This window comes from Peribacillus sp. TH14, from assembly GCF_016651145.1.
Taxonomy (GTDB): Bacteria; Bacillota; Bacilli; order Bacillales; family DSM-1321; genus Peribacillus; species Peribacillus butanolivorans.
Genome location: NZ_JAEKEK010000001.1, coordinates 5,143,792 through 5,165,634 on the forward strand (window position 1 = coordinate 5,143,792; position 21,843 = coordinate 5,165,634).

At 33.6% G+C, this 21,843-nt stretch carries 25 protein-coding genes; 6 read left to right on the forward strand and 19 right to left on the reverse strand.

Annotation, left to right across the window (positions count from 1 at the left end; all coding sequences use genetic code 11):
• Positions 1-64: 64 nt before the first annotated feature.
• On the reverse strand, positions 65-280 hold the full coding sequence (locus tag JFU50_RS24755) for a hypothetical protein (protein ID WP_201180603.1): 216 nt from the start codon (positions 278-280) through the stop codon (positions 65-67).
• Between the two features lie 663 nt (positions 281-943).
• Here JFU50_RS24755 and JFU50_RS24760 point away from each other — a divergent pair.
• Positions 944-1,432 carry a hypothetical protein gene (locus JFU50_RS24760; RefSeq protein WP_201224592.1) on the forward strand — a complete coding sequence of 163 codons (489 nt, stop codon included), beginning with the start codon at positions 944-946 and terminating at the stop codon, positions 1,430-1,432.
• Positions 1,433-1,789: 357 nt separating this feature from the next.
• Here the strand turns inward: JFU50_RS24760 and JFU50_RS24765 are convergent, their stop codons facing one another.
• Positions 1,790-4,474: an Ig-like domain-containing protein gene (locus tag JFU50_RS24765; RefSeq protein WP_201224593.1), complete on the reverse strand. Its 2,685-nt coding sequence runs from the start codon at positions 4,472-4,474 to the stop codon at positions 1,790-1,792.
• Between the two features lie 379 nt (positions 4,475-4,853).
• Here JFU50_RS24765 and JFU50_RS24770 point away from each other — a divergent pair, with 379 nt between their 5' ends.
• Entirely contained in the window at positions 4,854-5,093 is a 240-nt protein-coding gene (locus tag JFU50_RS24770) for a hypothetical protein (protein ID WP_201180613.1), read from the forward strand.
• A 419-nt stretch (positions 5,094-5,512) separates the two neighbouring features.
• On the opposite strand, the gene JFU50_RS24775 is transcribed toward JFU50_RS24770, so the two are convergent.
• The 6 genes from JFU50_RS24775 to JFU50_RS24800 all read right to left on the reverse strand — a co-directional run bounded on the left by JFU50_RS24775 (position 5,513) and on the right by JFU50_RS24800 (position 10,563).
• Positions 5,513-5,938 carry a hypothetical protein gene (locus JFU50_RS24775; RefSeq protein WP_201224595.1) on the reverse strand — a complete coding sequence of 142 codons (426 nt, stop codon included), beginning with the start codon at positions 5,936-5,938 and terminating at the stop codon, positions 5,513-5,515.
• Positions 5,939-6,844: 906 nt separating this feature from the next.
• Complete coding sequence (locus JFU50_RS24780) at positions 6,845-6,988, reverse strand: hypothetical protein (protein WP_201224597.1); 144 nt, start codon at positions 6,986-6,988, stop codon at positions 6,845-6,847.
• A 633-nt stretch (positions 6,989-7,621) separates the two neighbouring features.
• A complete protein-coding gene (locus tag JFU50_RS24785; protein ID WP_201224599.1) occupies positions 7,622-8,023 on the reverse strand; it encodes an RDD family protein in 402 nt (133 codons plus the stop codon).
• 132 nt (positions 8,024-8,155) lie between these two features.
• Positions 8,156-8,362: a hypothetical protein gene (locus JFU50_RS24790; RefSeq protein ID WP_201224601.1), complete on the reverse strand. Its 207-nt coding sequence runs from the start codon at positions 8,360-8,362 to the stop codon at positions 8,156-8,158.
• Positions 8,363-8,807: 445 nt separating this feature from the next.
• A complete protein-coding gene (locus JFU50_RS24795) occupies positions 8,808-9,044 on the reverse strand; it encodes a hypothetical protein (RefSeq protein ID WP_201224603.1) in 237 nt (78 codons plus the stop codon).
• 124 nt (positions 9,045-9,168) lie between these two features.
• Positions 9,169-10,563 carry an Ig-like domain-containing protein gene (locus JFU50_RS24800; protein WP_201224605.1) on the reverse strand — a complete coding sequence of 465 codons (1,395 nt, stop codon included), beginning with the start codon at positions 10,561-10,563 and terminating at the stop codon, positions 9,169-9,171.
• 510 nt (positions 10,564-11,073) lie between these two features.
• On the opposite strand from JFU50_RS24800, the gene JFU50_RS24805 reads away from it, so the two are divergent.
• Positions 11,074-11,271 carry a hypothetical protein gene (locus tag JFU50_RS24805; protein ID WP_201224607.1) on the forward strand — a complete coding sequence of 66 codons (198 nt, stop codon included), beginning with the start codon at positions 11,074-11,076 and terminating at the stop codon, positions 11,269-11,271.
• 336 nt (positions 11,272-11,607) lie between these two features.
• Here JFU50_RS24805 and JFU50_RS24810 read toward each other — a convergent pair whose 3' ends face one another.
• The 4 genes from JFU50_RS24810 to JFU50_RS24825 form a co-directional block, all read right to left on the reverse strand.
• Positions 11,608-11,952, reverse strand: a complete 345-nt coding sequence (locus JFU50_RS24810; protein WP_201224609.1) for a YolD-like family protein — start codon at positions 11,950-11,952, stop codon at positions 11,608-11,610.
• Between the two features lie 100 nt (positions 11,953-12,052).
• The gene (locus tag JFU50_RS24815; protein ID WP_201224611.1) at positions 12,053-12,316 is read right to left on the reverse strand and encodes a YjcQ family protein; all 264 of its coding nucleotides are present in this window, start codon (positions 12,314-12,316) and stop codon (positions 12,053-12,055) included.
• Positions 12,317-12,694: 378 nt separating this feature from the next.
• Positions 12,695-12,886 (reverse strand): hypothetical protein, encoded by a 192-nt coding sequence (locus JFU50_RS24820; protein WP_053345975.1) that lies wholly within the window; start codon positions 12,884-12,886, stop codon positions 12,695-12,697.
• A gap of 319 nt (positions 12,887-13,205) precedes the next feature.
• Positions 13,206-13,718: a DUF3189 family protein gene (locus JFU50_RS24825; RefSeq protein WP_201224613.1), complete on the reverse strand. Its 513-nt coding sequence runs from the start codon at positions 13,716-13,718 to the stop codon at positions 13,206-13,208.
• Positions 13,719-14,183: 465 nt separating this feature from the next.
• Between JFU50_RS24825 and JFU50_RS24830 the strand changes: the two genes are divergently transcribed.
• Positions 14,184-15,206 carry a helveticin J family class III bacteriocin gene (locus JFU50_RS24830; RefSeq protein WP_201224615.1) on the forward strand — a complete coding sequence of 341 codons (1,023 nt, stop codon included), beginning with the start codon at positions 14,184-14,186 and terminating at the stop codon, positions 15,204-15,206.
• Between the two features lie 117 nt (positions 15,207-15,323).
• On the opposite strand, the gene JFU50_RS31620 is transcribed toward JFU50_RS24830, so the two are convergent.
• Positions 15,324-16,220 carry a peptidoglycan-binding protein gene (locus JFU50_RS31620; protein ID WP_201224624.1) on the reverse strand — a complete coding sequence of 299 codons (897 nt, stop codon included), beginning with the start codon at positions 16,218-16,220 and terminating at the stop codon, positions 15,324-15,326.
• A gap of 312 nt (positions 16,221-16,532) precedes the next feature.
• Between JFU50_RS31620 and JFU50_RS24840 the strand changes: the two genes are divergently transcribed.
• Positions 16,533-16,778 carry a hypothetical protein gene (locus JFU50_RS24840; RefSeq protein ID WP_201224626.1) on the forward strand — a complete coding sequence of 82 codons (246 nt, stop codon included), beginning with the start codon at positions 16,533-16,535 and terminating at the stop codon, positions 16,776-16,778.
• Positions 16,779-17,491: 713 nt separating this feature from the next.
• Here the strand turns inward: JFU50_RS24840 and JFU50_RS24845 are convergent.
• The 5 genes from JFU50_RS24845 to JFU50_RS24865 all read right to left on the reverse strand — a co-directional run bounded on the left by JFU50_RS24845 (position 17,492) and on the right by JFU50_RS24865 (position 20,279).
• The gene (locus JFU50_RS24845) at positions 17,492-18,271 is read right to left on the reverse strand and encodes a pre-toxin TG domain-containing protein (protein WP_342366364.1); all 780 of its coding nucleotides are present in this window, start codon (positions 18,269-18,271) and stop codon (positions 17,492-17,494) included.
• Positions 18,189-18,953, reverse strand: coding sequence for a T7SS effector LXG polymorphic toxin (locus tag JFU50_RS24850; RefSeq protein WP_201224630.1), 765 nt, complete (start codon positions 18,951-18,953; stop codon positions 18,189-18,191). Before JFU50_RS24850 ends, JFU50_RS24845 begins: the two co-directional genes overlap by 83 nt.
• Positions 18,950-19,240, reverse strand: coding sequence for a YwqI/YxiC family protein (locus tag JFU50_RS24855; RefSeq protein ID WP_201180652.1), 291 nt, complete (start codon positions 19,238-19,240; stop codon positions 18,950-18,952). The genes JFU50_RS24850 and JFU50_RS24855 overlap by 4 nt, the downstream gene beginning before the upstream one ends.
• Positions 19,240-19,668, reverse strand: coding sequence for a YwqH-like family protein (locus JFU50_RS24860; RefSeq protein ID WP_201224632.1), 429 nt, complete (start codon positions 19,666-19,668; stop codon positions 19,240-19,242). Before JFU50_RS24860 ends, JFU50_RS24855 begins: the two co-directional genes overlap by 1 nt.
• A 362-nt stretch (positions 19,669-20,030) precedes the next feature.
• Positions 20,031-20,279, reverse strand: coding sequence for a hypothetical protein (locus JFU50_RS24865; protein ID WP_201224634.1), 249 nt, complete (start codon positions 20,277-20,279; stop codon positions 20,031-20,033).
• A gap of 643 nt (positions 20,280-20,922) precedes the next feature.
• On the opposite strand from JFU50_RS24865, the gene JFU50_RS24870 reads away from it, so the two are divergent.
• Complete coding sequence (locus tag JFU50_RS24870) at positions 20,923-21,333, forward strand: hypothetical protein (protein WP_201224636.1); 411 nt, start codon at positions 20,923-20,925, stop codon at positions 21,331-21,333.
• A 182-nt stretch (positions 21,334-21,515) separates the two neighbouring features.
• Here JFU50_RS24870 and JFU50_RS24875 read toward each other — a convergent pair whose 3' ends face one another.
• Positions 21,516-21,764 (reverse strand): hypothetical protein, encoded by a 249-nt coding sequence (locus tag JFU50_RS24875; RefSeq protein ID WP_207198830.1) that lies wholly within the window; start codon positions 21,762-21,764, stop codon positions 21,516-21,518.
• Positions 21,765-21,843: the final 79 nt, after the last annotated feature.

Genomic DNA, 21,843 nt, shown 5'->3' on the forward strand with positions numbered 1-21,843 from the left:
AATTTGATGATTTGTGACTCGGAACGTGACTCTAGAGTCACACTATACCTGTGTTGTATCCCGATTATGGCGGTCTTTGTGACTGCCTATTTTTTATTTTTCTTCGATTAAATAATGTTATCTTGTTTGTCTTAGGCCACCACCCAGCACTATGTTTGTATTCAACTCGACTTACTCCAGCTAAACCAACAGCAATCAACGCAATAATAAATTTGACCATATAAAGTTTTGTATATTTAGCGACAATTCCGTTCCACATCCAAACAGCCTCTAACATCATGTTTTTTCGATCCTTTTTTTGTCCCTGTTATCCCTTCATCTGCGTATATGTGGTACAAATCATAGCCTTTTTCCGAACAATATTTTGTGTATAGTACTCACTCTGAGATTGAAACGATAGCTTTTGTTCTTCTTTATCTGTCGATATGCTTGTTTAAATAGCGACTTTCACTAAATCACTCCTACAAATTTGCCTTAAATTTTCAAATTGTACGAAACAGGCATATATTTGTAAACAGTAAATATAGTCAACCCATCACAAGTAAATAGGATATTCAGACAAACAACCACAAAACAATGATTAATTACCCATTAGTTAATATAACACAGGTAAAAAGACCTTATATATCTGATAATTATATAGCTATTTTTATTCATTTTTCAGGATTCGTGTTATAAAAATTGTAAACACATCCATATTTTTCTTAATTATGTTACCCTGTTCAAGGGCAAGTGATGATAATAGCAGAAAAAATGTTCGGGGGAAATGAAAAAGTTTATATCTTTATTATTAACACTAGTAATGAGTTTAACAGTAGCTATTCCTTTTGGTTCAGCTCAAACTTAAAACGACATCAATGAGGAAGAAAACGGTTATGTTTTTGATGAAAGTTTCACTCAAGATCAAATTGATAAAATAATAGCAAACGTAGAAAGTGAAGAGTTGCAGGAACAGGCCGAAGAAGGGAATCTTTCACAGCCATATATAGACGATAGTGGAACATTTATTAAATTTGATGATGTAAAGGCTCTAGAAGATGGATTGCCGTTGGAACTTGTGCAGAATACTAAAGAAGATTATGATAAAGCTAATGCGTATTTAGCAAAACAACAACCCAAATTCTTTATTCAAGCAAAAGCAAACTGTGGGGGAACAAACAAATTTGTAGGTAATATTGTAGCTGGTACAGTATACGTTGATTCTTGTAAAACAAACAAAATTATTGCCATTATTGCTGGAGGAGGCGGAGCAAGCTCTCTTGTTGCATTACTTCCAGGTGGAGCAGCAATAGCTGTTGTTGCAGTTGCAATATACACTATTGGTGGAGCGGTTATTTCTTACAATGCTGCAGATGGCAATGGAATCAAAATCAAGATTTTAAAAAAGCCAATCACAGGCAAGGTTTACTCATACTGGGTAAAACCACAATAAATAATGAAAATGGTGATTAAAAGTGAAGGTATTAAAATATCTGTTAGTGTTGTTGGCCGTAATATGCATCACAATGAGTGCTTACACATACTTCAACCCGAATCAAATATCAACTCAGTCTTTATTTTTTATCACACCAGTTATTTTGTTGATATTATTAATGATGTTGGTACTCCAAAGACCAAAAAGTATATAAAACTGCAAAAAGTAATTATCACTCTCCTAGACTTTCTAGGGATTTAATGGTCTTTTTAAAGTCTCTATTAAATTTCATCATAAAAAAAGCGGTAATACTTGGTCCAGTATTACCGCAAAATGTATAAACAGATAGCTTTTAAAACTAATTTAATCTTGTTACTAGCTTACCTTTACTGTTTTACTCTTACTCTTGTTTCCTGATTTGTCTTGAGCGTATACCTTTAATGACGAACCCTTCTTTTGTGCCTTAATTTTCACCTTAAAGTTTCCTCGACTATCCACGATTCCTTGCCCAATCTTCTTACTTCCATTGTAAATATAAATAGATGCTCCTTTTTCACCTTTACCAGTTACTGTTACTGTCTTACTTGTAATTTTATTAACTGTTGGTACGGATGGAGCTGTTTTGTCTATTACCTTAACTTTTTTACTTCCACTTTTATTACCTGAAGTATCTTTAGCATAAACAACGATGGTTGTACCTGCTTTTTGTTTTGCAATCTTAATCGTATATTGACCATTTTTTGCAGTTGTTTCTCCAATTTTCTTGCTTCCTACCATCGCATATACCTTTGCATTTAATTCAGCTTTACCAGTAATAACAGTGGCATTATCATATACATTATTAACTGTTGGTATCGATGGAGCTGTCTTGTCTATTACCTTAACTGTTTTACTTCCACTCTTATTACCTGAAGTATCTTTAGCATAAACAACGATGGTTGTACCTGCTTTTTGTTTTGCAATCTTAATCGTATATTGACCATTTTTTGCAGCTGTTTCTCCAATTTTCTTGCTTCCTACCGTCGCATATACCTTTGCATTTGATTCTGCTTTACCAGTAATAACAGTAGCATTATCATATACAGTATTGACTGTTGGTATGGATGGTGCTGTTACATCTTTTATCACCACAGTACAGCTTGCAGTCTTAATTCCATCCTCTGTGGTTACTGTTATGGTAGCTGTACCCTCCTTTTTTGCGATTATTTTACCTGTGCCATCAATAGCTGCGATATCTGAATGATTACTTTCCCATTTAACCCTTTGATTTGTTGCATTAGAAGGCAAAACATTAGCAGTCAAATTAAATTCTTCTCCAATTTTTAATTCAAGATTCGTTTTGGAAAGAGTAACTCCTGTAACTATAACTGGTTTTGTCTCTATTCTTAAAAGTTCCCCACCGATAACGCCATAAAGCTCATTATTGACCCAGTAATTGTTCAAACCTATTGTATATAGTTTTATTGGCTGACTTCCGTCATTCTTGATAAAATAGTAGCCATTACTAAACCTAGCTATTACATCACCATTAGCATTTAGAGATACAATTGATGTATCAGATCCTAAATAAGTGATTTGATTAGAAATACCATCTTTCCAAATAAAAATTTGCTTTGTTCCATTTATATAATTGGTATACGCCACATAGCCATTGTTAATGGTATAATCTCTTCCAGGTGAGAAATCATTTGATGATGTAGCAATCGTCTCATCTTTTCCATCAACATTCAAAATTAAGAAATGTGTATTCTCATTATATCGATGTCTTTCATATACAGTTAAGCTTCCATCCGACACTGGATATACATTAAAATAACTTCCATCAGAAGATAGCCTACTTGTATTTCCATTGGAATATTTATAAATATTGTAATTAAATATTGTATCCCCTGACCCATTCCATCCAGAACCTGACCAATAAATCACATCACCATTAGATGTTACATTATTCATCCAATTTCCTGCTTCGTTAGATACAAGTGTGATATTATCACTCTCTAGATTCTTTAAATATAATTCGACTCCAGAAGCAATACCAGGTGTTGTAAGAGGTTTTAAATCACCATTCCAAATTGCATAATGACCATTAACCTTTAAAGAATTATTTGAGTTTAATCTCCCTAAATAAGTAAGAGTACCATTTTTATATTCATATAAACTATTGGAGATATAATATGGATCAACATTTTGTACAACAAGCATCACTCCTAAAGGAGTTAAAAAACCATAATCCACTTTATTTATCGAATGAGAAAAAACTAATGTTTCGTTTGTTGTGTGTAAATCTTTTATTCTTATATCATTATTTGTTCGATATAATATTTTATTATCCTTATAATCTAATATTTCCCCATCAATTCGATCTTTTGGGCTTAAGAGTGGGCTATTATCAACATAAATTTCCCTAGTTGTAGTAAATGTGCCCCCAGATTCATTTGAAACTACAAAAGTCATATAGATTTCTTTTCCATTATATTTACTAATATCAACAGTCTCATCGATTCTATTTACTCTCTCCAGCAATTTCGTCCCATAACCTTCATCATTAGAAGAGGCATATACCCCTATTGTAGAGGTTTCACCAGCTAAATCAGAAGCCTCTGCAGTGATCCGTAATTTTCCATTTGTAAAATCAAAAGATTTAGGAGAAATAATATTTAAACCTGGTGGCTGCGTATACTTAAATGTCGTTTGTTTCGCTACAGCATTCCCATAAACATCATAGACAGTGACTTCAAGTGTTTTTATTCCTCTTGATAAACCATTCAAATTTAATGTACCAACCCATCCTGGAAGATGTTCACCATAAGCATTGTTATCATATGTTAGAAGGATTTCCTTTCCCTCAACCTTTGCCTTAACTTGACTTACTTGATAGGTGGAGTTCGGTTTAGAAATAATAACTTTTAATTCATCATTTTTCGTAGTATTTGACGTAGGGGAAATAATACTAAAAGAAATATTTGGCTTTGTACTTTCTGCCTTAACCACTGGATTTATACTGAATCCTGATATGATGCAAATTAAAACAATTATTACCCATTTAAGCAACCACTTCAAAATTTCGCCCCCTTCTATAATATCAGTTAAATTTTACCATAATAATAGGAGGACTGTATTACATTTTCTAAATACTGAAATTATTCATATTATTATTTGAATATTTATCCTTTTATGACTTAATTTGAACGTTGTACCCTCTTTTATTCCGCTCAAAATCATTTCTAATGTGTCTCTTGCTTTATTCTGACCACCTAAACAATATTTAGTTAAAAATATTTCATCTATCACAAATCAAAATTACATTCCAGATGCTTCCTTTCTTTTGTAATTGACATCAAAACTTTACTATTTTTTTACCCCAATTTAATGTTGAGTTTGAAATTTCTATAATATAATTAAACTAATAAAAATAACTCATCATATGGAGGGTACAATCATGGACACAAAGGAAAGACAAGCATTAGAGTTATTGTTATCTCCAGAATTAATCAATAAGCTTGAAAGCTTATCAGCTAAAACAGACATGTCTATCCCTGAATTATTAGAAATATCTGTAGCTTCCCTTATAGAGAAGATGAGCAATACTACCGAACTAAATGTTGGGCTTAATAATAAAGAAATGATATTAAGAAATAAAATCATCATTAATCAGAATAAAGACGTATTAAATATATAAACACAAAAAAGCACTCGACCATTTAAGGTAAAGTGCTTTTACTTTTTACAAAATTTAAACCCAATAATGAATTGACCCAAAAGATCGCCCACTTATCATTATTCTATCAATACCAGGTGGAGTGATTTTGGCTTGATAAGTGTTACTACCTAGAATTTTATAGTCAATTAATCCTTTATCTTGTAGATACTCATACACTGGATGCTCTTGTTTTTCATCATCGTTTTCATAAAGATCCGTATATTTGATACCTGCTACTCTTCCGCCACTTTTTTCGTTATGATCATATAACTCTTAAAGTTCTCTATGTGCTTTCTTTCCATCTACAGTCATTTATACCTTCTTACTCTACCTTTATAATGGATCTATTTCCTCTTGCTTGTGGTTCATTATTTTCACACTCCTAGGAAACACTTTATTTAATTTTTATATGAATTACACAATTTATATATTTGTACAAATTGTTCCTTCGTACACTGAACGAGGATTTTGTGCTCCTCGCCTTCTTCGTCGATCAAATAAATGTACGCAGTCGAGTTGTCTTTTTTCATTGCTCTGACAGCAACTTCAGCGATTGTACCGACTGAACCCACAAGTGCCGTACTAAGTATAGTACTACCATAAGCTTTACCGACGTTTCGATCTCCACTTTGTTCCCACTCAATCTGTGAAAGTGTGAAGTGCTTATGTCCAAATGCCGTTGTGACCTTGACTTCGCCTGACTTCCTCCCCTTTATTACAGACATTCTATTAACGAGCCCTTTGCCTTCGACATTATCAGTTAATACGTGACCGCCCTTCAATACGCTGACCCGAGGTCTAAAAACCTGTTTCCAGAATCCCATAATAGTACCGTCCCTTTTCCTTATATTATCTTATATGTTATATGTACGCATCCGCCTACAAATGGGTTCATCTTTTTTCGCAGATGCCTATTTTTGTACCAAAAAACCTTAACCATCGTCGTTTTTCTTCGGAAAGAATGATTCCGTAATCTGGCCGATGTTCATCACAAGTCCTTCGTTAATAAGTATTCATCTGCACTACTAAGAAAATGACTATTGTAACAATAAAAGAAAATAAAGGAATTAAAGGATTCATCCAGGATTGCTTCGTCTAAAACTTCCGAATAATTTTCGGGAGTTAACGCCAAATTTACACTTGCGAATCGTCGTCGCCAATGATGATTACGCGATTTACTACTGCAAGGCCGCTATCAACCGCGGTCAGCGCTATGTTTAAGTCGTCCATGTCGAGGTCTATTTCGTCCTCACTAACGAAAATCTGCAGGTTAGGTAGAAAGATGCCAACACTTCGTCAGAGTGAAGATTACTCGCTTATAATCAATATCCATTTGCTCAATGGTGTTTACTTCTTATTGATGATTTAATAAAGAAAAACCTTTCGTAAATAGGGATAATAGTGATATTTTATTGTAAAACAAATATAAAAAAAGCCTGAGCATTGTGCCCAGACTCTTATCCTGAAATTATTTTTGGTATGTTGTTTTTTTAATTGCTATCAAAACCCAAAAAACCATGATTATTGGAATAAAAAATAAATTCAAATTAATTCTTCTATCAACGATAATTGAAAAAATATCGTTAATAATTAAACTAACTAAGCTTAATAAAATGCATATAAGCAAAGAATGTATCAATAATTTCAGCAATTTCACTCTCGAAAAGTCAGCTATGTCAAACATTGTGTTTCCCCCTTAGTTTCAGATATTTTACCAGTATCCTAGTGTTTTACACGTTTTTTAACTTTAGGTTTCTTTTACCCCATTTGTGGCAAGTTGCATAAGCTCCTAATTTATACATGTCTTGAACAATTAAAGTAGCACCAGTCACCCCGACAACGGTTCCAAATACAATTTTTAAAGTTTTTTCCAATGCTGAAGGCGGTGCGAGCATGTCTACCTGTAGCTGACGCTGTTAGTTCGTCTATTTGAATAACATCGTCTTGTTTAAGTATTTCCTTATCTAATAATCTTGTTTCACTTTCAATTTCATTTAATTCATCTGAAGAAATTTCAATAAGTGCCCTTTGGAGATTATTAATTTCTGTATTCGATAGACCATATTCCTTAGCATAATCTACGTTTAGCTTAGTTTCATCATTTTCTTTAACAATACCATTTTGTATAACTTCTAATACTGAAAGATTTTTTCCTTTTCAATAGTAGTAGGTAACGTGTCAGCATATGCCGATTACATTGCTCTATTGTCACTTATTAAGCCCACCTCAATGCATACTCTAACTTCATGTACCTTTAATGCCGAGAAGTTTTTTGTCCAGAATTACAACATAATCTTTTTTCTTCTTTATCTCATTTAAAATCATAGCTCCTTATAAACTTCTTTCATTCATATTGTTTCCACTCCATAAATAGCCTTTAAATAAATCCTTAACGAGAAAGATCCAACATTTTTCAGTTGTTTAACTTTATCAAGTGCATCTGTTAATAAAGGATCAACTGAAATTTCCTAACAAAAAAAGCAGCTATTAAGCTGCCTATCTTACAATCAAGGTTTATTCGATGTCACGTATGTACCAGCTATTAAATCATGAATTGCTCTATGATCTTTTCTTAAGCCAACCATAAACGCGCTAACAATAAATCCTATTCCTAATGTGATTCCATAAACTATTCCAGCAACTAAACATCTTAAAAGCATAGTACCTATACCTAATTTTTTACCGTCAACCCTTACTATACGTATACCCATCATTCTTTTGCCTACTGTATATCCATACCAAAATATTGGTACGAACATTGTGTAAAGAAAGACGACAAAGGTTGAAATACTATCATCTTCCCATTGACCAGTGATCAAACCAAAAATTACCGCCAATGGAATGCCTATTATAATGCCATCTAGAACTTCTGCTAAAAATCGTTTCCAAAACCCTACTGAATTGCTCATATATGTTCCTCCTGTTGAATTAGTTACAATTAACTATTTTACCATATTCCAGGTAATTTAACGAGCTTTTAAAGAATTAAATATAGTTAAAATCGCTCTTTTTTTACCAAACATCCGCTTAAGCTTAATAGATTATTTTATCTTTTCTTGAATATATTTTTGAGTTAGTATACCCGTACCATATACGACTGAAATCAAACCATAGTAAAAGAATATTTTAGAAAACCTTGCTTTACTAGTAAACTCAATGTATGAAAAAGTTGTATAAATAAAACCAATAGCAACTATTATTGATAAAATCAAATGCCCTTCACAGGCCTCATCATAGTTTCCTTCCAATACATTAACCCTAACCAACAAACCATGTTTCCTACCCGATTGTTAAATAACAGATAGTAAATTTTATTTTAAACATCTAATAACATTGTTTCTATAAATATTCCAAAATATCTTTATAAGCGATGTATTTGTTTCTTGTATTGGATGAACGCAGACTTTGAATTAGAATTGTATTTATAAAAACCTTATCCATTTAAACGGTATTCTCTCCCTCCTTATAGAAGCCAATACGATTCAGTTCGTTAAAGGGGTTTAAAAAAACAGGATGATTTGTGACTCGGAAACGTGACTCTAGAGCCACATTAATGTGGTATTATCCATTTTAATTAACTTGTGCGAATACCTTGAATGCAATATAGAAGATGTAATTGAATTAGTTCAAACAGAAGAAAACCACCAGTAATTGGACTGGTGGTTTCAAGATTTTATAGTGAAGTTTTTGTTTTTAATAATGGTCTATTTGCGCACCCAGATTATCCAGGTCTTGTGAAATATTTAGAATGATTAAATATCTCCATTCATTTTTAAGTTTCCCTAAGTCTACAACCTGATGAACCTCTACTACATCATTTTCATACTCTTTACTAGTCTCGCAAATTTCATATAAACTATCTACTAATTCAGTATTATCCCAATTCCTTATATCTAACTGTACGAATGTTTGACTTTTCTTTATACTCATTTTCTTCTCTCCGAGTTTTTGAAGTATAACGGATATTGAGTACTCCTACTTGATTTAGTTTTATTAGAATATCCATTGTCTTTAATGATTCATCTGTAACAACAGATATAATATTACCGTGAATTTAATGTTTTACAACCTTAGTAGTTGCCTTTGAACTAACATTTCCTGCTTTATCCTTTGCAGTTATTGTAAGGGTAGTTCCCTTTTTCTGTGCTTTTATCTTAACTGAGTAGCTCCCCTTAGACGTTGCTTTCGCTGAACCAAGGGATTTACTACCTACCTTTACGGTCACAGTCGATGATGCTTCAGCTTTCCCTTTTACAACTTTATCATTATCATCTACCTTACTTACCGTAGGCTTACTTGGTGGAACAACATCTAACACTGTGACAGAAGCACTTGAACTCACATTCCCTGAACTATCTTTTGCTGTGACCGCTAATTTAGTTCCCGCTTTTTGCACGGCTATTTTAATAGAGAATGTTCCTTTAGTTGTTGCCTTTGCAGAGCCTAATACTTTACTGCCATTTTTAACAGTAACCGTAGAATTAGCTTCTGCTTTCCCTGTTACTACTTTGTCATTATTATCTACCTTACTTACGGTAGGTTTACTTGGTGGAACAACGTCTAGAACAGTTACAGAAACACTTGAACTCACATTCCCTGAACTATCTTTAGCTGTGATGGTCAATTTAGTTCCCGCTTTTTGCACGGCTATTTTAATAGAGAATGTTCCTTTAGATGTTGCTTTTGCAGAGCCTAACACTTTACTTCCTCTTTTAACAGTAACCGTAGAATTAGCTTCTGCTTTCCCTGTTATAACTTTGTCATTATTGTCAACCTTATTAACACTTGGCTTAGATGGCTTAACATTATCTACAAATCCAGTTGAGATAGCATATAAATCCTCTTCTGTATTATTGTCAATGTAGTCATTATCAGTGTCTATAACACCCACATAATATGTGCCAGCTTTAGCTTGATACGCTTGTACTTCAACATCATCCTCATATTCACTACCCAAATATTCCAAATTGCTACTCTCAACAAAATCTTTTTGTACGGCAGTAAATAGAAGATCAATGGAGTATGTGTTAGTTTCTCCTCCTACTAATAAAATTCCACTCTGAGGTACTTTTACTTTATAAAAATCAACATCGTACAAAGGAAGTAGTTGACCGATTGTCGGTTTTTCATATGATGATATATTTGCTGAATTAAAGTCGTCATTATATTCACTTTCAATCAAGTAATCTTCATCAGAATTGCCACTACTCATCCTACCCATTTTATTGAACCTATGTAATGAGTATGATTGAGAACCTTTTAATGCTTGTTCAATTTGGTTAAATGTTTTAGGATCAATAGCACCTTTTTGGAGAGGTTTTTCTACTTGACTTTCTATAGCTTTCCTAACCAACTCGTTCTTGTTTCCTTCAGCCTTAACAATACCCACGGACACTGTGGAAGCTAATAACCCTACCGCAACCAATGACAAAATACCTTTATTACGCACGTTTTCTCCCCCTGAATTCGTTATAATGAACCATTTACTATATTTATCCTAATACATATGTACCTGAATTACCATATGTTTCTATATATATTTTTTCACATAAAAATACATTTCAAATGAGAGTCATTAATCTCTCGACTTTGCTCATTAAGTCACTTCAGCAGTTTTCTATACAAATAGATTCTAGTATGGTTATTCACAATTCTTTGAGCTGACTGTTTTAATGGTCCTTCAATTCAAAAGAACCTTTATATGATGAATCCTTCCCTTTGAACTTTACGTATTTGCTACCGTCCCTTACATCTGTGTAAAATTGAGGAAGTTGTTGAGTTTATTGAAACAAAAGAAAACCATCAATCCTAACCGACTGGTGGTTTTTTTGGATTATTCATTTTATGTAAACAAAAAGCTATGTTTTGAAAAAATGCGACTATTGAAAAATAATAAATCACACTTCTCCTAAGTATCCTTTTAAGGTAAAATTAACCAATATAAGGAGACTCATTCATTATGGGTGAATTATTATCATTAGCATTAGATTTTTTATTCGTTGCATCAATGTCATTACATAATAGTACAAAACATACGGATAAACACCTTGATATGTTAAAAGAATACGATTGGTTTACTACTTTGTATTACAACCCTAAATATACTAGGCTTTTTAATCATAACAAACAAATTCGTGGCTATATAGGACAACGCTAGTCAATTAATAGGATGATTAAGAAAAAGAAAACAAGTGAAATACTTATTATTATGCTTGATAAACAAGCAAAAAAACAAATCGTATGATTGTGTATTCATATCTCTTTTCACCAACATTTCTTATGACTTTGACTGTGTTCCTGAGCAACAATTTATCCAAACACAGTCTAGTAATATTATTGTCACTAGCTTTTTTTATTATCTTTTATCTCTGATTTTGTAGTATTAATTTTTTCCTCTATTTTGCTTTAAGTTTAAATTCACATTTATTAACTTTTCTATGAGTAACATGTAAAATTATGAATATAACAAAGTGGTATTTCCATTTAAATTTCTTTACTCTTTAACTTCAACCTCTACAATATCTTCAAATTTTATTTTTATAATATATCCCTTTTCTTTCTCCAACTCTAAATGAATCAAATTAGTTATTGGGTCTAATCTATGTAATAATCCTGTATACTCCCAATCGAAGCCGTCTTCCCAAACAGTAAACTTTACTGGTGAACTAAACTCCATAGCAATGTGTATTTTGTTTTCAAACTCCTCTATTTGGTATTCATCTAATATTGGTTTTACTTGCCGATAATAATCTTTATTTAAATCTTTTAGTAATTTAACGTGCTCAGGCAAAAACATAGCTGATTTCCATTTAATATTTCCGCGATCTTTAAGTGACATAGGAACAACTCCATTCATTCTATAAGTTATATTATAGAACATTTGTTCCGATTTATGATAAAAAAGATACATCCAATGATTGGTCGCTTTAACGTTGTTACTAAATTTTTATCCAATCTCTCGCTCCCTTCCATCCTTTGTACGCTTTCATTAATAGGGAGTTATCCTCTAGATAATCTTCTCCCTTTTCAATTATCATAGCGTTGGATATATCATAATTCCCTGTAAGATATACTTCAGCACCATCAATATACCCTTCGTCTTGTAGGAATTCAACAGGATCATTAAGCGCATTAGGTTCAATCCCTAAATCCACATGTTTAAAGGCGTAATTTCCGTTGTCTAATTCCTTTAAAATAGCCAAACATGGTGTCCATGCTTTGAATAGTTTGGTAACAGGGTACCAATAAACAAAGCTAATAATCCAAGTTCGAATATCTTTTGTCTCCCCATTTCGAAATTAATAAGCCGACCTTTTGGACGACTTTGGATTTGTTTCTTATTTATTTTTCAAGATACCCACAGTTTCTTCCTAATTAAAAGGACTACTAGGGAATTCATTATCAATGATTGTAACTAATATATTTGACAAGGTTCATGTAATCCTACCTATTTAATGACAGATAAAAAATAAAATCTAACTGTGTAACTAAACAATTTTACATATTTTCCCTATTCTTAGGTTTTTCTGTAGTACTATCTGTAAATCGATAAGGCATAGTAACAGTCAACATTAAAACTTTTAGATTTCACCGTTTTCAAGCCTACTAAAATACTCAATTTTACTTATTAGCCCTTTTCCATTACAAGTAAGACAGTCAGTATATATATCATAGGCACCTGTTCCGTCACAGACATGACATTGAAAGTGTGTGTCAGGTATTTCTTTTTGTTTGATTGAAAAAAAATTTACAATAGTTTCTGAAAATTTCATCTCAATAAACTCCTTTTTCACAATCATACAACTAAAAATCAGGAAATTACCTAGGATTCCAAAAATTTACGAAATTCACGTATATTCATTACAAAATTTACATAGATTCCAAAAAACTTTCGATTTTATTAATTAAAAATGAGTGTTAATTTACATAATTTCGTTAACATGAAGTTTCTTTAAGATGTGTAACAACAAAGTGCCAACATTTATGGTTGACTCAACGTATCTTGCTTAACATTTTAGTTTTTTTATGTAAAAACCGACTTCCTGTGCTAGGGATATCTCTTTTCTCACCTAGATAAAATACTAACGATTATCATTTATATTTTTCATTTTCTAAAATAATCACTTTTTCCTCACTTGAGAATTTCCCTATTTGTTTGGTGTTTTCAACCAACCGAAAAATATTATCACAGCATTGTTTGGCACCTATAATTAATAATGGTACACCAATAAAATCAATTTTTAATTGTCTTGATAAAAAACCCCCAATTGACATCACAAACGGTACAGTTGGTGATGTATTAGAGAATATTATTTTTTCATGAAATTGATGTTTGTTTTGCAGTATGAAGCTTAAGTTTTTTAATGCTGGAACAACAATTTTGGATGATCGCCGTCCTAGAGTATATACCGAGTCTCCATTTTCATCTATCCCATGGAAAATAATTTTCCCTGAATCATCTTTTGTTAATTTATTGAAGTAATTAACATTTAATATTTCTTCTTTAGTTAGTTTTCGTTCTGATTGGATAATTTCTTTTAAATGATAGGCAATTGCTAGAGCCGTGGTATGTGTCCCACCATAGTCATTATAGATATAAATCATGATATCATCCTTTATATTTTTATCTATGGCTATTATGGTCATTATGGTCATTTATTCTAGTTCCAATTCAGGGGATTATCTTTTAGCTAGTATTACACAGTTGATTCCTTCTGTTCATCGAATCATTTTAAACTTAACTCTTATAACATGATCAGTTACTGTACCAGTACTACCTATAGGTAACCCTTTGTTTTAACCATTCGAGATGTAGTGATCCCCATGGAATAAAGTGCAGTTTTTCCTTGAGAAAAACTTGTTCAAAGAACGCTTGGTCTATATTCTTCAAGTAAAATCAGTTCCCGAATTTGTAGTAGATACTATAAATACATCCAAATAAACGACACCTTTTAATCCTCTTTTACTTCCTTATATTTTTTAACTTTTAAGATAAAATTAAACATAATTAACATGTTATGATATTATCTGCAAATAATAATGATAAGAATATAAAAAGGGGATTATAAAATGAAAATAGTTTTTAAAAAAACTTTTATAACACTTTTGGGATGCCTCATACTCTTAAATATGTCCGGTATTACTACTAGCGCTGCCAACACAGTCCCAACAAAAACGACTACTATAGACCGGGTATTTGAATATTTAGGCCTGAAATATGAAAATGCTATACAAAACTTTGATTATGGTGATAAAAATGAAGTTTTTATTACTCAGAGAGTTAAATCGGCTACAGTGCTTTCACGTTGCATTATAAAAGGTGAAAAATGTGAAGTAGAAGATTATGTAATACTTGGAGACTATGGACACGGAGAGTCTTTAGAAGTGATAAAAGAGAATGGAAAAACTTTATTATGGGTAGGGAATACCGTAAATAGTGGTGATAGCAATAAATGGTCTACTGATATATCACTTATTGAGTATAAAGTTAACCCTGCAAAACCAACGGGCGCAGAAATAGTAAATGTAAAAACGATAACAAATCTAGAAGAAGTCACATCAAAAATAAGTGGTAGTGCCTATAGAAGTGCTGTTGCAATAGCAGATGGCAAAGATCGTATTTGTTTTAGAATTCAAATTGGAACTTCAGCATCTAATACCTACTACGCCGTATATAAACTAAGTGACGTAACAAAGGCATTAAAGGCTTCATCAGATAATAAAATGTCCATAAAAGATCTAAGCTCATTGCAGTTGACAAATTTCACAGGACTCACAAGACCCAATAATTCCTTTCAAGGATTTGATATCACTGGAATAGGTTCTGGTAACAAATTCCTTTATCTGTATGGCGGTGCAGCAGGTGATACACCTACACTCTATAAATATTCTTATACTAACGGTGGTAATGCCGAGCATATCAACACCATAAAAATAACAGGAAGTTATGTTGGCAATCTTGAAGCAGAGGGAATTAAAGTTGAAAATAATCCAAATAATTCAAGTGTAGAGACTGTATTTTTAAGTTTAAATCCCGGATTAGATTCTTCTGGAAATCAAAAACCGATTCGATTATATACTCTGTTTGAATAGATAGAGAAAAAAAAGCCCCTCTCGATTTAGAGATGGGCTTCTAACGTGGTGTGATTCTAGGAGTTATACAACAATTCGCCCATAAAGTTATTGCATATTCATGCACACAATTTTATGTCATGCAAACAACTTAGCAAATGTATTTTCACCAGCGATACCATCTGCTGGTAATCCGTTAGCTTTTTGAAATACTTTTACCGCTGATTTTGTGCCACTTCCAAATATACCATCTACCCCATTTGGATTGTAACCTTCAGAATAAAGTACAGCTTGTAAGATATATGTGATATTCCCATTCGCCCCTTCTCTAATAATGGGTGAAGCTGCCTTTGTATTATGACCCCATTTCCCATCGACCTTAAGCTTTGCTCTATATTGTTTATTTAGCTCCCTTTGGAACCCCTTTATCAGCGCCGTCTTAGTGTTAGGTCCATAAAAACCATCCACAACGATTCTTGTATTATACCTACTGTTTAATGTTTTTTGGATTTGTTTTACAATCTGATCACCAGTAGGCACTTTTGATACCAAATTGGGTTTTTTGCCTGCTTGTAATTGTGAATAGGATAATCCACCCGTCATCTCCAAATGAGGATAGTCTTTAAACGAAGCCCAATCTCCACCCCATTTAAAACCCAAATCTTTACCAATAGCAGCTACACGTTTCCACTTTGAATCAACTGTCCATATTGCATTCTTCCCATCATCACTCACTATGATATAATCAATGGCTAGTCCATAGTTGTGATAAGATTGACCTGGCTGAGCGTTTGTCACTTTTGGTTTCGATAGATCACTATAATTTTTCCCTTTATAACTATATCCTAGGCGACCTTGACCATATAACTTTGCTTGCTCTTCCATAGAACGGTAGCCTGCGATGATTTGAACAAAAATACCTTCTTTATAGGCGCGTTTAATCATTTCTAATGCTGATTCTTTCACCACTGGATGTATACCACTGCCCATATTCTTTTCGGATCTGGTTAATAACGTTTGTAATTTTGCCTTCATTTTATTCACCTCATATTATTTTTATGCAATTTAATCACAAATGCTTGTACACCTAACTGCTCTTTGCATAATAAAAAGCCACCCCTAATTAAGAGGCGACTCGTATTTTGTTACTTATTATTTTTTAAATACCGTACAGTTTGTTCTCACTGTTTATTAAAAGGTAGTATATATCATAAAAAAGAAGTTATTAACCTAGCCCAAATGTGAAAGCCAAGTTGTTGCAATCAGTTCACAAAAACATATAATAATTTTGCCATCCAATCCTTTCCATCATATAATAGAAGTAATACAGCTGAAGGAGGAATACATTTGAGCGGAGATAGAGATCCAATAGATGTAACTCTGGCTTCTCATTTAAACATGCGACTCACTCGTTTAGCCGAAGAAAGGAATATCCAACTGGAAAGGTTGTTGGATAAGTCTGTCGAATTATTACTTGAATATATGGAAGATAACGAATTAATTAATGACCATGTTAAGTTTAACAATGTTGAAGCAATCAATAAAAATAAAGAGATTATCTTACAAAGCAGACAAATTTTAAAGAAAGAATAGTTCCATGTAAAAAACACTTACCATTAAGGTTTAGTGCTTTTTCTATTATTACACACATCACTTTTATCAAATTTTCACTTTCCATGACATTAAGTCATAATATGACTATTTGGAGCCTGGTAGTTAAAGACTAATCAATATGTTTATCACTTTTATTTTAAAATATCCCCACAGTTCCTCCATACATCCAGCAAATAACTCCTGTTCAATCCTTTTCTTGCCTATTACTATACATATTATTCCCATTTAGATTTTTATCATATAAAAGGGCAGTCTCTAGGACTGCCCCTAAAAATATTACTATTAATCGGTATACACGCACTATCATCAGGCTTTTTATTACGTATTTGCTTCTAAACTGTAAAAAACCTTCTAAAACGGTTGCTTCTTACTTTTAAGTGATTAATAAAAACGATGCCTGTTCTTACATTTGCAACGCTTTTTAGGAACCCAAACTGTACTTGGATCATTATTCTCAAAGCATTTTTCTATAAAACAATTCATCCTAACACCCTCCTTAATATTGTATATGCATAGACAAAAAGAAGGTGTGGACAAGTACAGAAAAACACTCATAAATAATTTGGTTTTAAAGACTTATTGAAACATACAACCCTTTTTCTTGGTTTTAACTGACTTTCGAATTCTTCTGCATCGTGTTTAGGATTTTTCTTGAACTTGACTTCTATTTCTGAGATTCTTTGGACATGGTATTACATACCCGTACCCGTACCCTTAACACAATCACTCTTGACTGCAAACTTCTGTACGAAATCCTTAATCTTCATATTATCAAAAGTGACATTCTTGTAGCTGTTTCCATACGCAGTAGCTAATTCCTCGACCCTAATACGAAGAGGCAATTTCTCTTTGCCGATTTCCGTGCCAAAGGCTTGGACCTTCTGAACCAGCTTTTGCGCAAATTCCTTACTGTAAGGGATGAACTTTGTACCACTTGCTACTTTATCAGCGACCTTCGCAGCATCTGCCACACCGCCAATTCCAAGGGCTATCATCAGCCCGTTCTGGCGCTGTTCTTCGGTTAGATGGTTTCCAAACATGTCTATACCTGTGACCGCTTCGGCTAGTCCGTTGGCTGCGGTGAGCACGTACAGGCCGTATTCGGTTTTCTGGAGGAGGCTACAGCCTTTTGTCGTTTTATAGACAGCGAGTGCATGATTCCCCGCGTTGAGTCCTTTGGCCGTTTTGTAGATGGCGCTGCCGCCTTTGATGGCCCGGCCCCAGCCGACTACAGGGATAAATCCAGCGGCGGCCATAGCTCCGGCGGCGATTCGTTCGGCTTCGGACAACTTGCGGCCCGTTACTGGTTCGACTCCGGTTGATGCCCTGATTGAATGATAATATCCCGTGAATTCCCATGTCAAGGTATTTATCGTATCCCAGGCCTTTTCATACCATGGGCGGTTTTCGAGTTCTTCCCATTTCGCGTTCGATTTCCTTGGCTTCCGCTTGTTGCTTTTTGAAGGTCTGATAGTCTTTCATCTGACCGGCGACTTCATCCTTCACTTGATAGACGTCACTATTCTTAAAGGCCGATTGGTTAAAAGTCATCGGCGAAACGTTGCCATCCTGTTTCGTGGCATCAAGCAAGGCACGGAAAAGGCCAACAGCCACGTTTTCCTGCCCGACGGAGACATCATATTCCTCCACCAATTGCCGGTCGACATTTTCGACCTTTGTCATGGTGTCATCCAGTCTTTGTCCGGCCAGCGTGATTTTTTCATTAAAGTCTTTTTGGTCGAACATATGAAGAGGAAGGATATCGTCAATGCTGTTCAGGAACCTTTGAAGATCACTCGCTTGTTCATCGACAAGCGACTTCGCTTGATTAATGCCATTCGAAACTTCGCCATCTAAAAAGGGAACCTCGACCACCGTATCTCCGGAAAGGTCCGCTTCTTCCAGACTGGCAGGAATACCTTCCAAAAAACTGATCTGGGTAGTGAATAATTCGATCCAGGCGTCCGCCACATCGATTTGTGCTTCATAGAAGCTTTTGATGGCCGCGGCCCCGGCGCCTTGAAACTCGTGATCCAGGCTGACGATACCCTGAAATTCCTTTTTTAGGGCAACGACTTCCTTCTTTAGTTCTTCATATTGCTTGGCACGCGACTTGGTTGCGGCCGTCAATGTCTTGGCTTCATATATTTTCATCGCGGCTGATACCCATTTGAAGACGAATGGGTGATGGCATCGTCCTGTTCTTTCAATAGATCAATGTTCGCCTGGGTATCTTCCACATTTTTTTGAACGATTTTGATATATCGCTCAAATACTTTTTCGAGGTTTGCTTCACGGTCGATCCACTTTGAGGTAAATTCAAGCTTATTTTTCCCAAGCTCGTCGGCCGGCAGATTTCCAAGCGTTACTGTACCAAGAGCAGTCTTTACCTGATTAACTTGCTTTGTTACTGCAGGATGATTCAGTTTGATTGTCGCCATTAAATCAACCGCCTTTTTAAATCTGATATTTTACTTTCCAGCTGCCCAAGTGCCTCCTCACCTTTGTCTAAAAGGTGATCGGCTTCTTGGGCTATATTTCCAGCTATATTCATAAGAGTTTTCTCGGCATTTAGCTTTGTAATCATCGCTTCAATTTTCCATTGATAGTCGTCATAGTCGTCATGGATGATGCTATACATCAAATTATAAGCATCACCACGGGCTTCCTGGAAATCATCTGAGCGGCTTCCTGTCCAACTACTACCCATCTCCGGATTTTTAATATTTCTAATCTCGTTAAGACACATACTTTGTTCTTTTATAATACCGTCTTTCGCATTCACTAAACGTTCAATTTTTTCGTCTAAACTAGCTATTTTACTGGAGATAGCAGAGTGCATGTTACTCAATATGTCTGCATATACCATAAAGACTCACCTCAAAAATAGTATATTTCTATTATAACTGTCATTTTTTTCATATTTTCTATTATAAGGATTAAAGTCTGAGAGTTAAATAGGGAATAATATGCTATTTTGTCTGTAAACAGAGAAAATTGACATAATTATAATTAAGTACAACAAATTCTTTATACCCTGTTTTTTACCAAAATTAAACAACAAAAAAACACTTCATCTACTAAGGAATGGAAAGATGGACCCTCTACTGAAACACAAAATTATCTTAGAATATGATGTCTTAAATTTATTATCAGACATATTGAAAAGCTAGGTAAACTATGAACAAACAAGGAGATATTCATTCAAATAGAACTCATGGTTTCCTAAATTCAGTTAAATTCACCAGAATCATATCTGTTTATCAAATTTTCACGAACAAATTCTCTGCAAGTAGAAGATAAATGTGATCTTTGAGGGTGAATCAAATCTCCAAAAGGCATATTCTGGACAAATTTGATTTCACCTTCAAATTCCCTTTCAGCATCAGCATCAAAACCTACTATTTTCACAAAGTAAGTTTTGTGACCAGTTTTCATAAAATCAATTATTGTTAACATGTGATTATGTTCTTTTTGCATACTTTTTCCTCCACCAGATAAATCAAATAGCCTTTACGTATTGTTAAAAATCTAACTTATAATAATAATCCAATATACCTGTTGTTACTAGAACATAATTAGGCTCGTAATCACTAATTTAGCTCTTTGTTATTTTAAACAACTTATAAATAAAAAAGCCAATCAATACAATCAAGGCTAAAATTGTTACTTTCATTTTCTACTTGATCTTTATCTTTTCTATGTATCGAATGTTGTATAGCCACCGGCTAGACTTCATATATTAACTATACCTTTATTTAGTCTGCCATTGCATCCTTGCTTAAGTTTTACGGATAAGGTCTTCTTCTTTTCCGAATTACTCCATTTTCATTCATACCATGCATTTAATTCTTCTTTAAATGTTTCCTAGTTTTGCCCTAAAAAAGATCAACCATTGTGCTGAGCTAAAAATAACTGAAAAACAAAAAACACACTCGATATTAATGAGTGTCTTAGCTTAATCGTTAAACGATTGCATTCATTTCAACTATCCTTCCTTCTCAATCATACTAGCTATATTTTCTATGACATCTATGTAAAATGATGCAGAATAAACCTAATAACTTATCCCTTCTATATAAAATTATAACCTGCTATAATTTAGGGATTGGAGGTGTTATTCATGAAAGACTTCATCCAGATATTAGCGGAAATCGTAAACAATATTCATGATTTTATACTATTATTTGTAAGCGACACTCTAAATTCAAATGCAACGGACAAAGATCTACATTTTTGGATAATGGGGATTATAGGAATTATTATATTTTTGTTTGTGTTATTTTTATCTAATTTAATATCCCGGATGCGTTTTGGGATTACCATTCTTTCTTTCCTATATACCTTTACTGTCATGGTTGTCTTAGTATTTGCAATTGAAATACAACAAGCTCTAACTAGTAGAGGAAATATGGAATTTCAAGATGCTGCAGTAGGCCTCTGGGGCTTCATCGTATTTTTCTTAGTTTTTGCTGCAATTTCCTCACTGTATTTATTGATAAAAAAATTCTTCAAACAATCAAAAAAAAGGTAACAAGAGATCACCTTGCTCTTAACATTACTTACGCTAGTTTATCGGAATTTAGCTTTGGAGTTATATAAGAGGTTATAATGAGAACTTTCTCTGTAGCATATCTTAGAATGGAAAAAGGGAGTAGTTACAGAGAAGCTGGCATTATGTGGAGTAATAGATTTTACAATCTTAGAATTTCAGATTTACTTTGATTCATTTTCATTAAATAAATCAATGCTAAACAGATTGAAAGAATCGTCGTCATTTAAACTTTCCTGATTATGTCCAGATATTTCAGAGCTATTTTCCTTACGACGGCGGTTTACTTCTCTTAATTCCGCTTCTAGAAATTCTGCTTGACCGTGTGAAAGCTTAATCGTTATTTCATTATTATTATCATCTGCCGCTTTCAAAAGAACATAACTGTCAGTCTGCATTGCGTAAAGTAACATTGCTAAGTGTTAAGTTCATGTTTTCGAGTTCATATCTTGCCTTCATATCGTAAAAAGAACCTCCATCGGAAAACCATTT

What these genes read in the sequence shown, in the direction of transcription:
- JFU50_RS24755 (WP_201180603.1), bottom strand. Translation starts at nt 280, where the DNA reads ATGATGTTAGAGGCTGTTTGGATGTGGAACGGAATTGTCGCTAAATAT.
- JFU50_RS24770 (WP_201180613.1), top strand. Translation starts at nt 4,854, where the DNA reads ATGGACACAAAGGAAAGACAAGCATTAGAGTTATTGTTATCTCCAGAA.
- JFU50_RS24775 (WP_201224595.1), bottom strand. Translation starts at nt 5,938, where the DNA reads ATGGGATTCTGGAAACAGGTTTTTAGACCTCGGGTCAGCGTATTGAAG.
- JFU50_RS24785 (WP_201224599.1), bottom strand. Translation starts at nt 8,023, where the DNA reads ATGAGCAATTCAGTAGGGTTTTGGAAACGATTTTTAGCAGAAGTTCTA.
- JFU50_RS24795 (WP_201224603.1), bottom strand. Translation starts at nt 9,044, where the DNA reads ATGAGTATAAAGAAAAGTCAAACATTCGTACAGTTAGATATAAGGAAT.
- JFU50_RS24805 (WP_201224607.1), top strand. Translation starts at nt 11,074, where the DNA reads ATGGGTGAATTATTATCATTAGCATTAGATTTTTTATTCGTTGCATCA.
- JFU50_RS24810 (WP_201224609.1), bottom strand. Translation starts at nt 11,952, where the DNA reads ATGTCACTTAAAGATCGCGGAAATATTAAATGGAAATCAGCTATGTTT.
- JFU50_RS24820 (WP_053345975.1), bottom strand. Translation starts at nt 12,886, where the DNA reads ATGAAATTTTCAGAAACTATTGTAAATTTTTTTTCAATCAAACAAAAA.
- JFU50_RS24825 (WP_201224613.1), bottom strand. Translation starts at nt 13,718, where the DNA reads ATGATTTATATCTATAATGACTATGGTGGGACACATACCACGGCTCTA.
- JFU50_RS24830 (WP_201224615.1), top strand. Translation starts at nt 14,184, where the DNA reads ATGAAAATAGTTTTTAAAAAAACTTTTATAACACTTTTGGGATGCCTC.
- JFU50_RS31620 (WP_201224624.1), bottom strand. Translation starts at nt 16,220, where the DNA reads ATGAAGGCAAAATTACAAACGTTATTAACCAGATCCGAAAAGAATATG.
- JFU50_RS24850 (WP_201224630.1), bottom strand. Translation starts at nt 18,953, where the DNA reads ATGAAAATATATGAAGCCAAGACATTGACGGCCGCAACCAAGTCGCGT.
- JFU50_RS24855 (WP_201180652.1), bottom strand. Translation starts at nt 19,240, where the DNA reads ATGGCGACAATCAAACTGAATCATCCTGCAGTAACAAAGCAAGTTAAT.
- JFU50_RS24860 (WP_201224632.1), bottom strand. Translation starts at nt 19,668, where the DNA reads ATGGTATATGCAGACATATTGAGTAACATGCACTCTGCTATCTCCAGT.
- JFU50_RS24865 (WP_201224634.1), bottom strand. Translation starts at nt 20,279, where the DNA reads ATGCAAAAAGAACATAATCACATGTTAACAATAATTGATTTTATGAAA.
- JFU50_RS24870 (WP_201224636.1), top strand. Translation starts at nt 20,923, where the DNA reads ATGAAAGACTTCATCCAGATATTAGCGGAAATCGTAAACAATATTCAT.
- JFU50_RS24875 (WP_207198830.1), bottom strand. Translation starts at nt 21,764, where the DNA reads ATGTTACTTTACGCAATGCAGACTGACAGTTATGTTCTTTTGAAAGCG.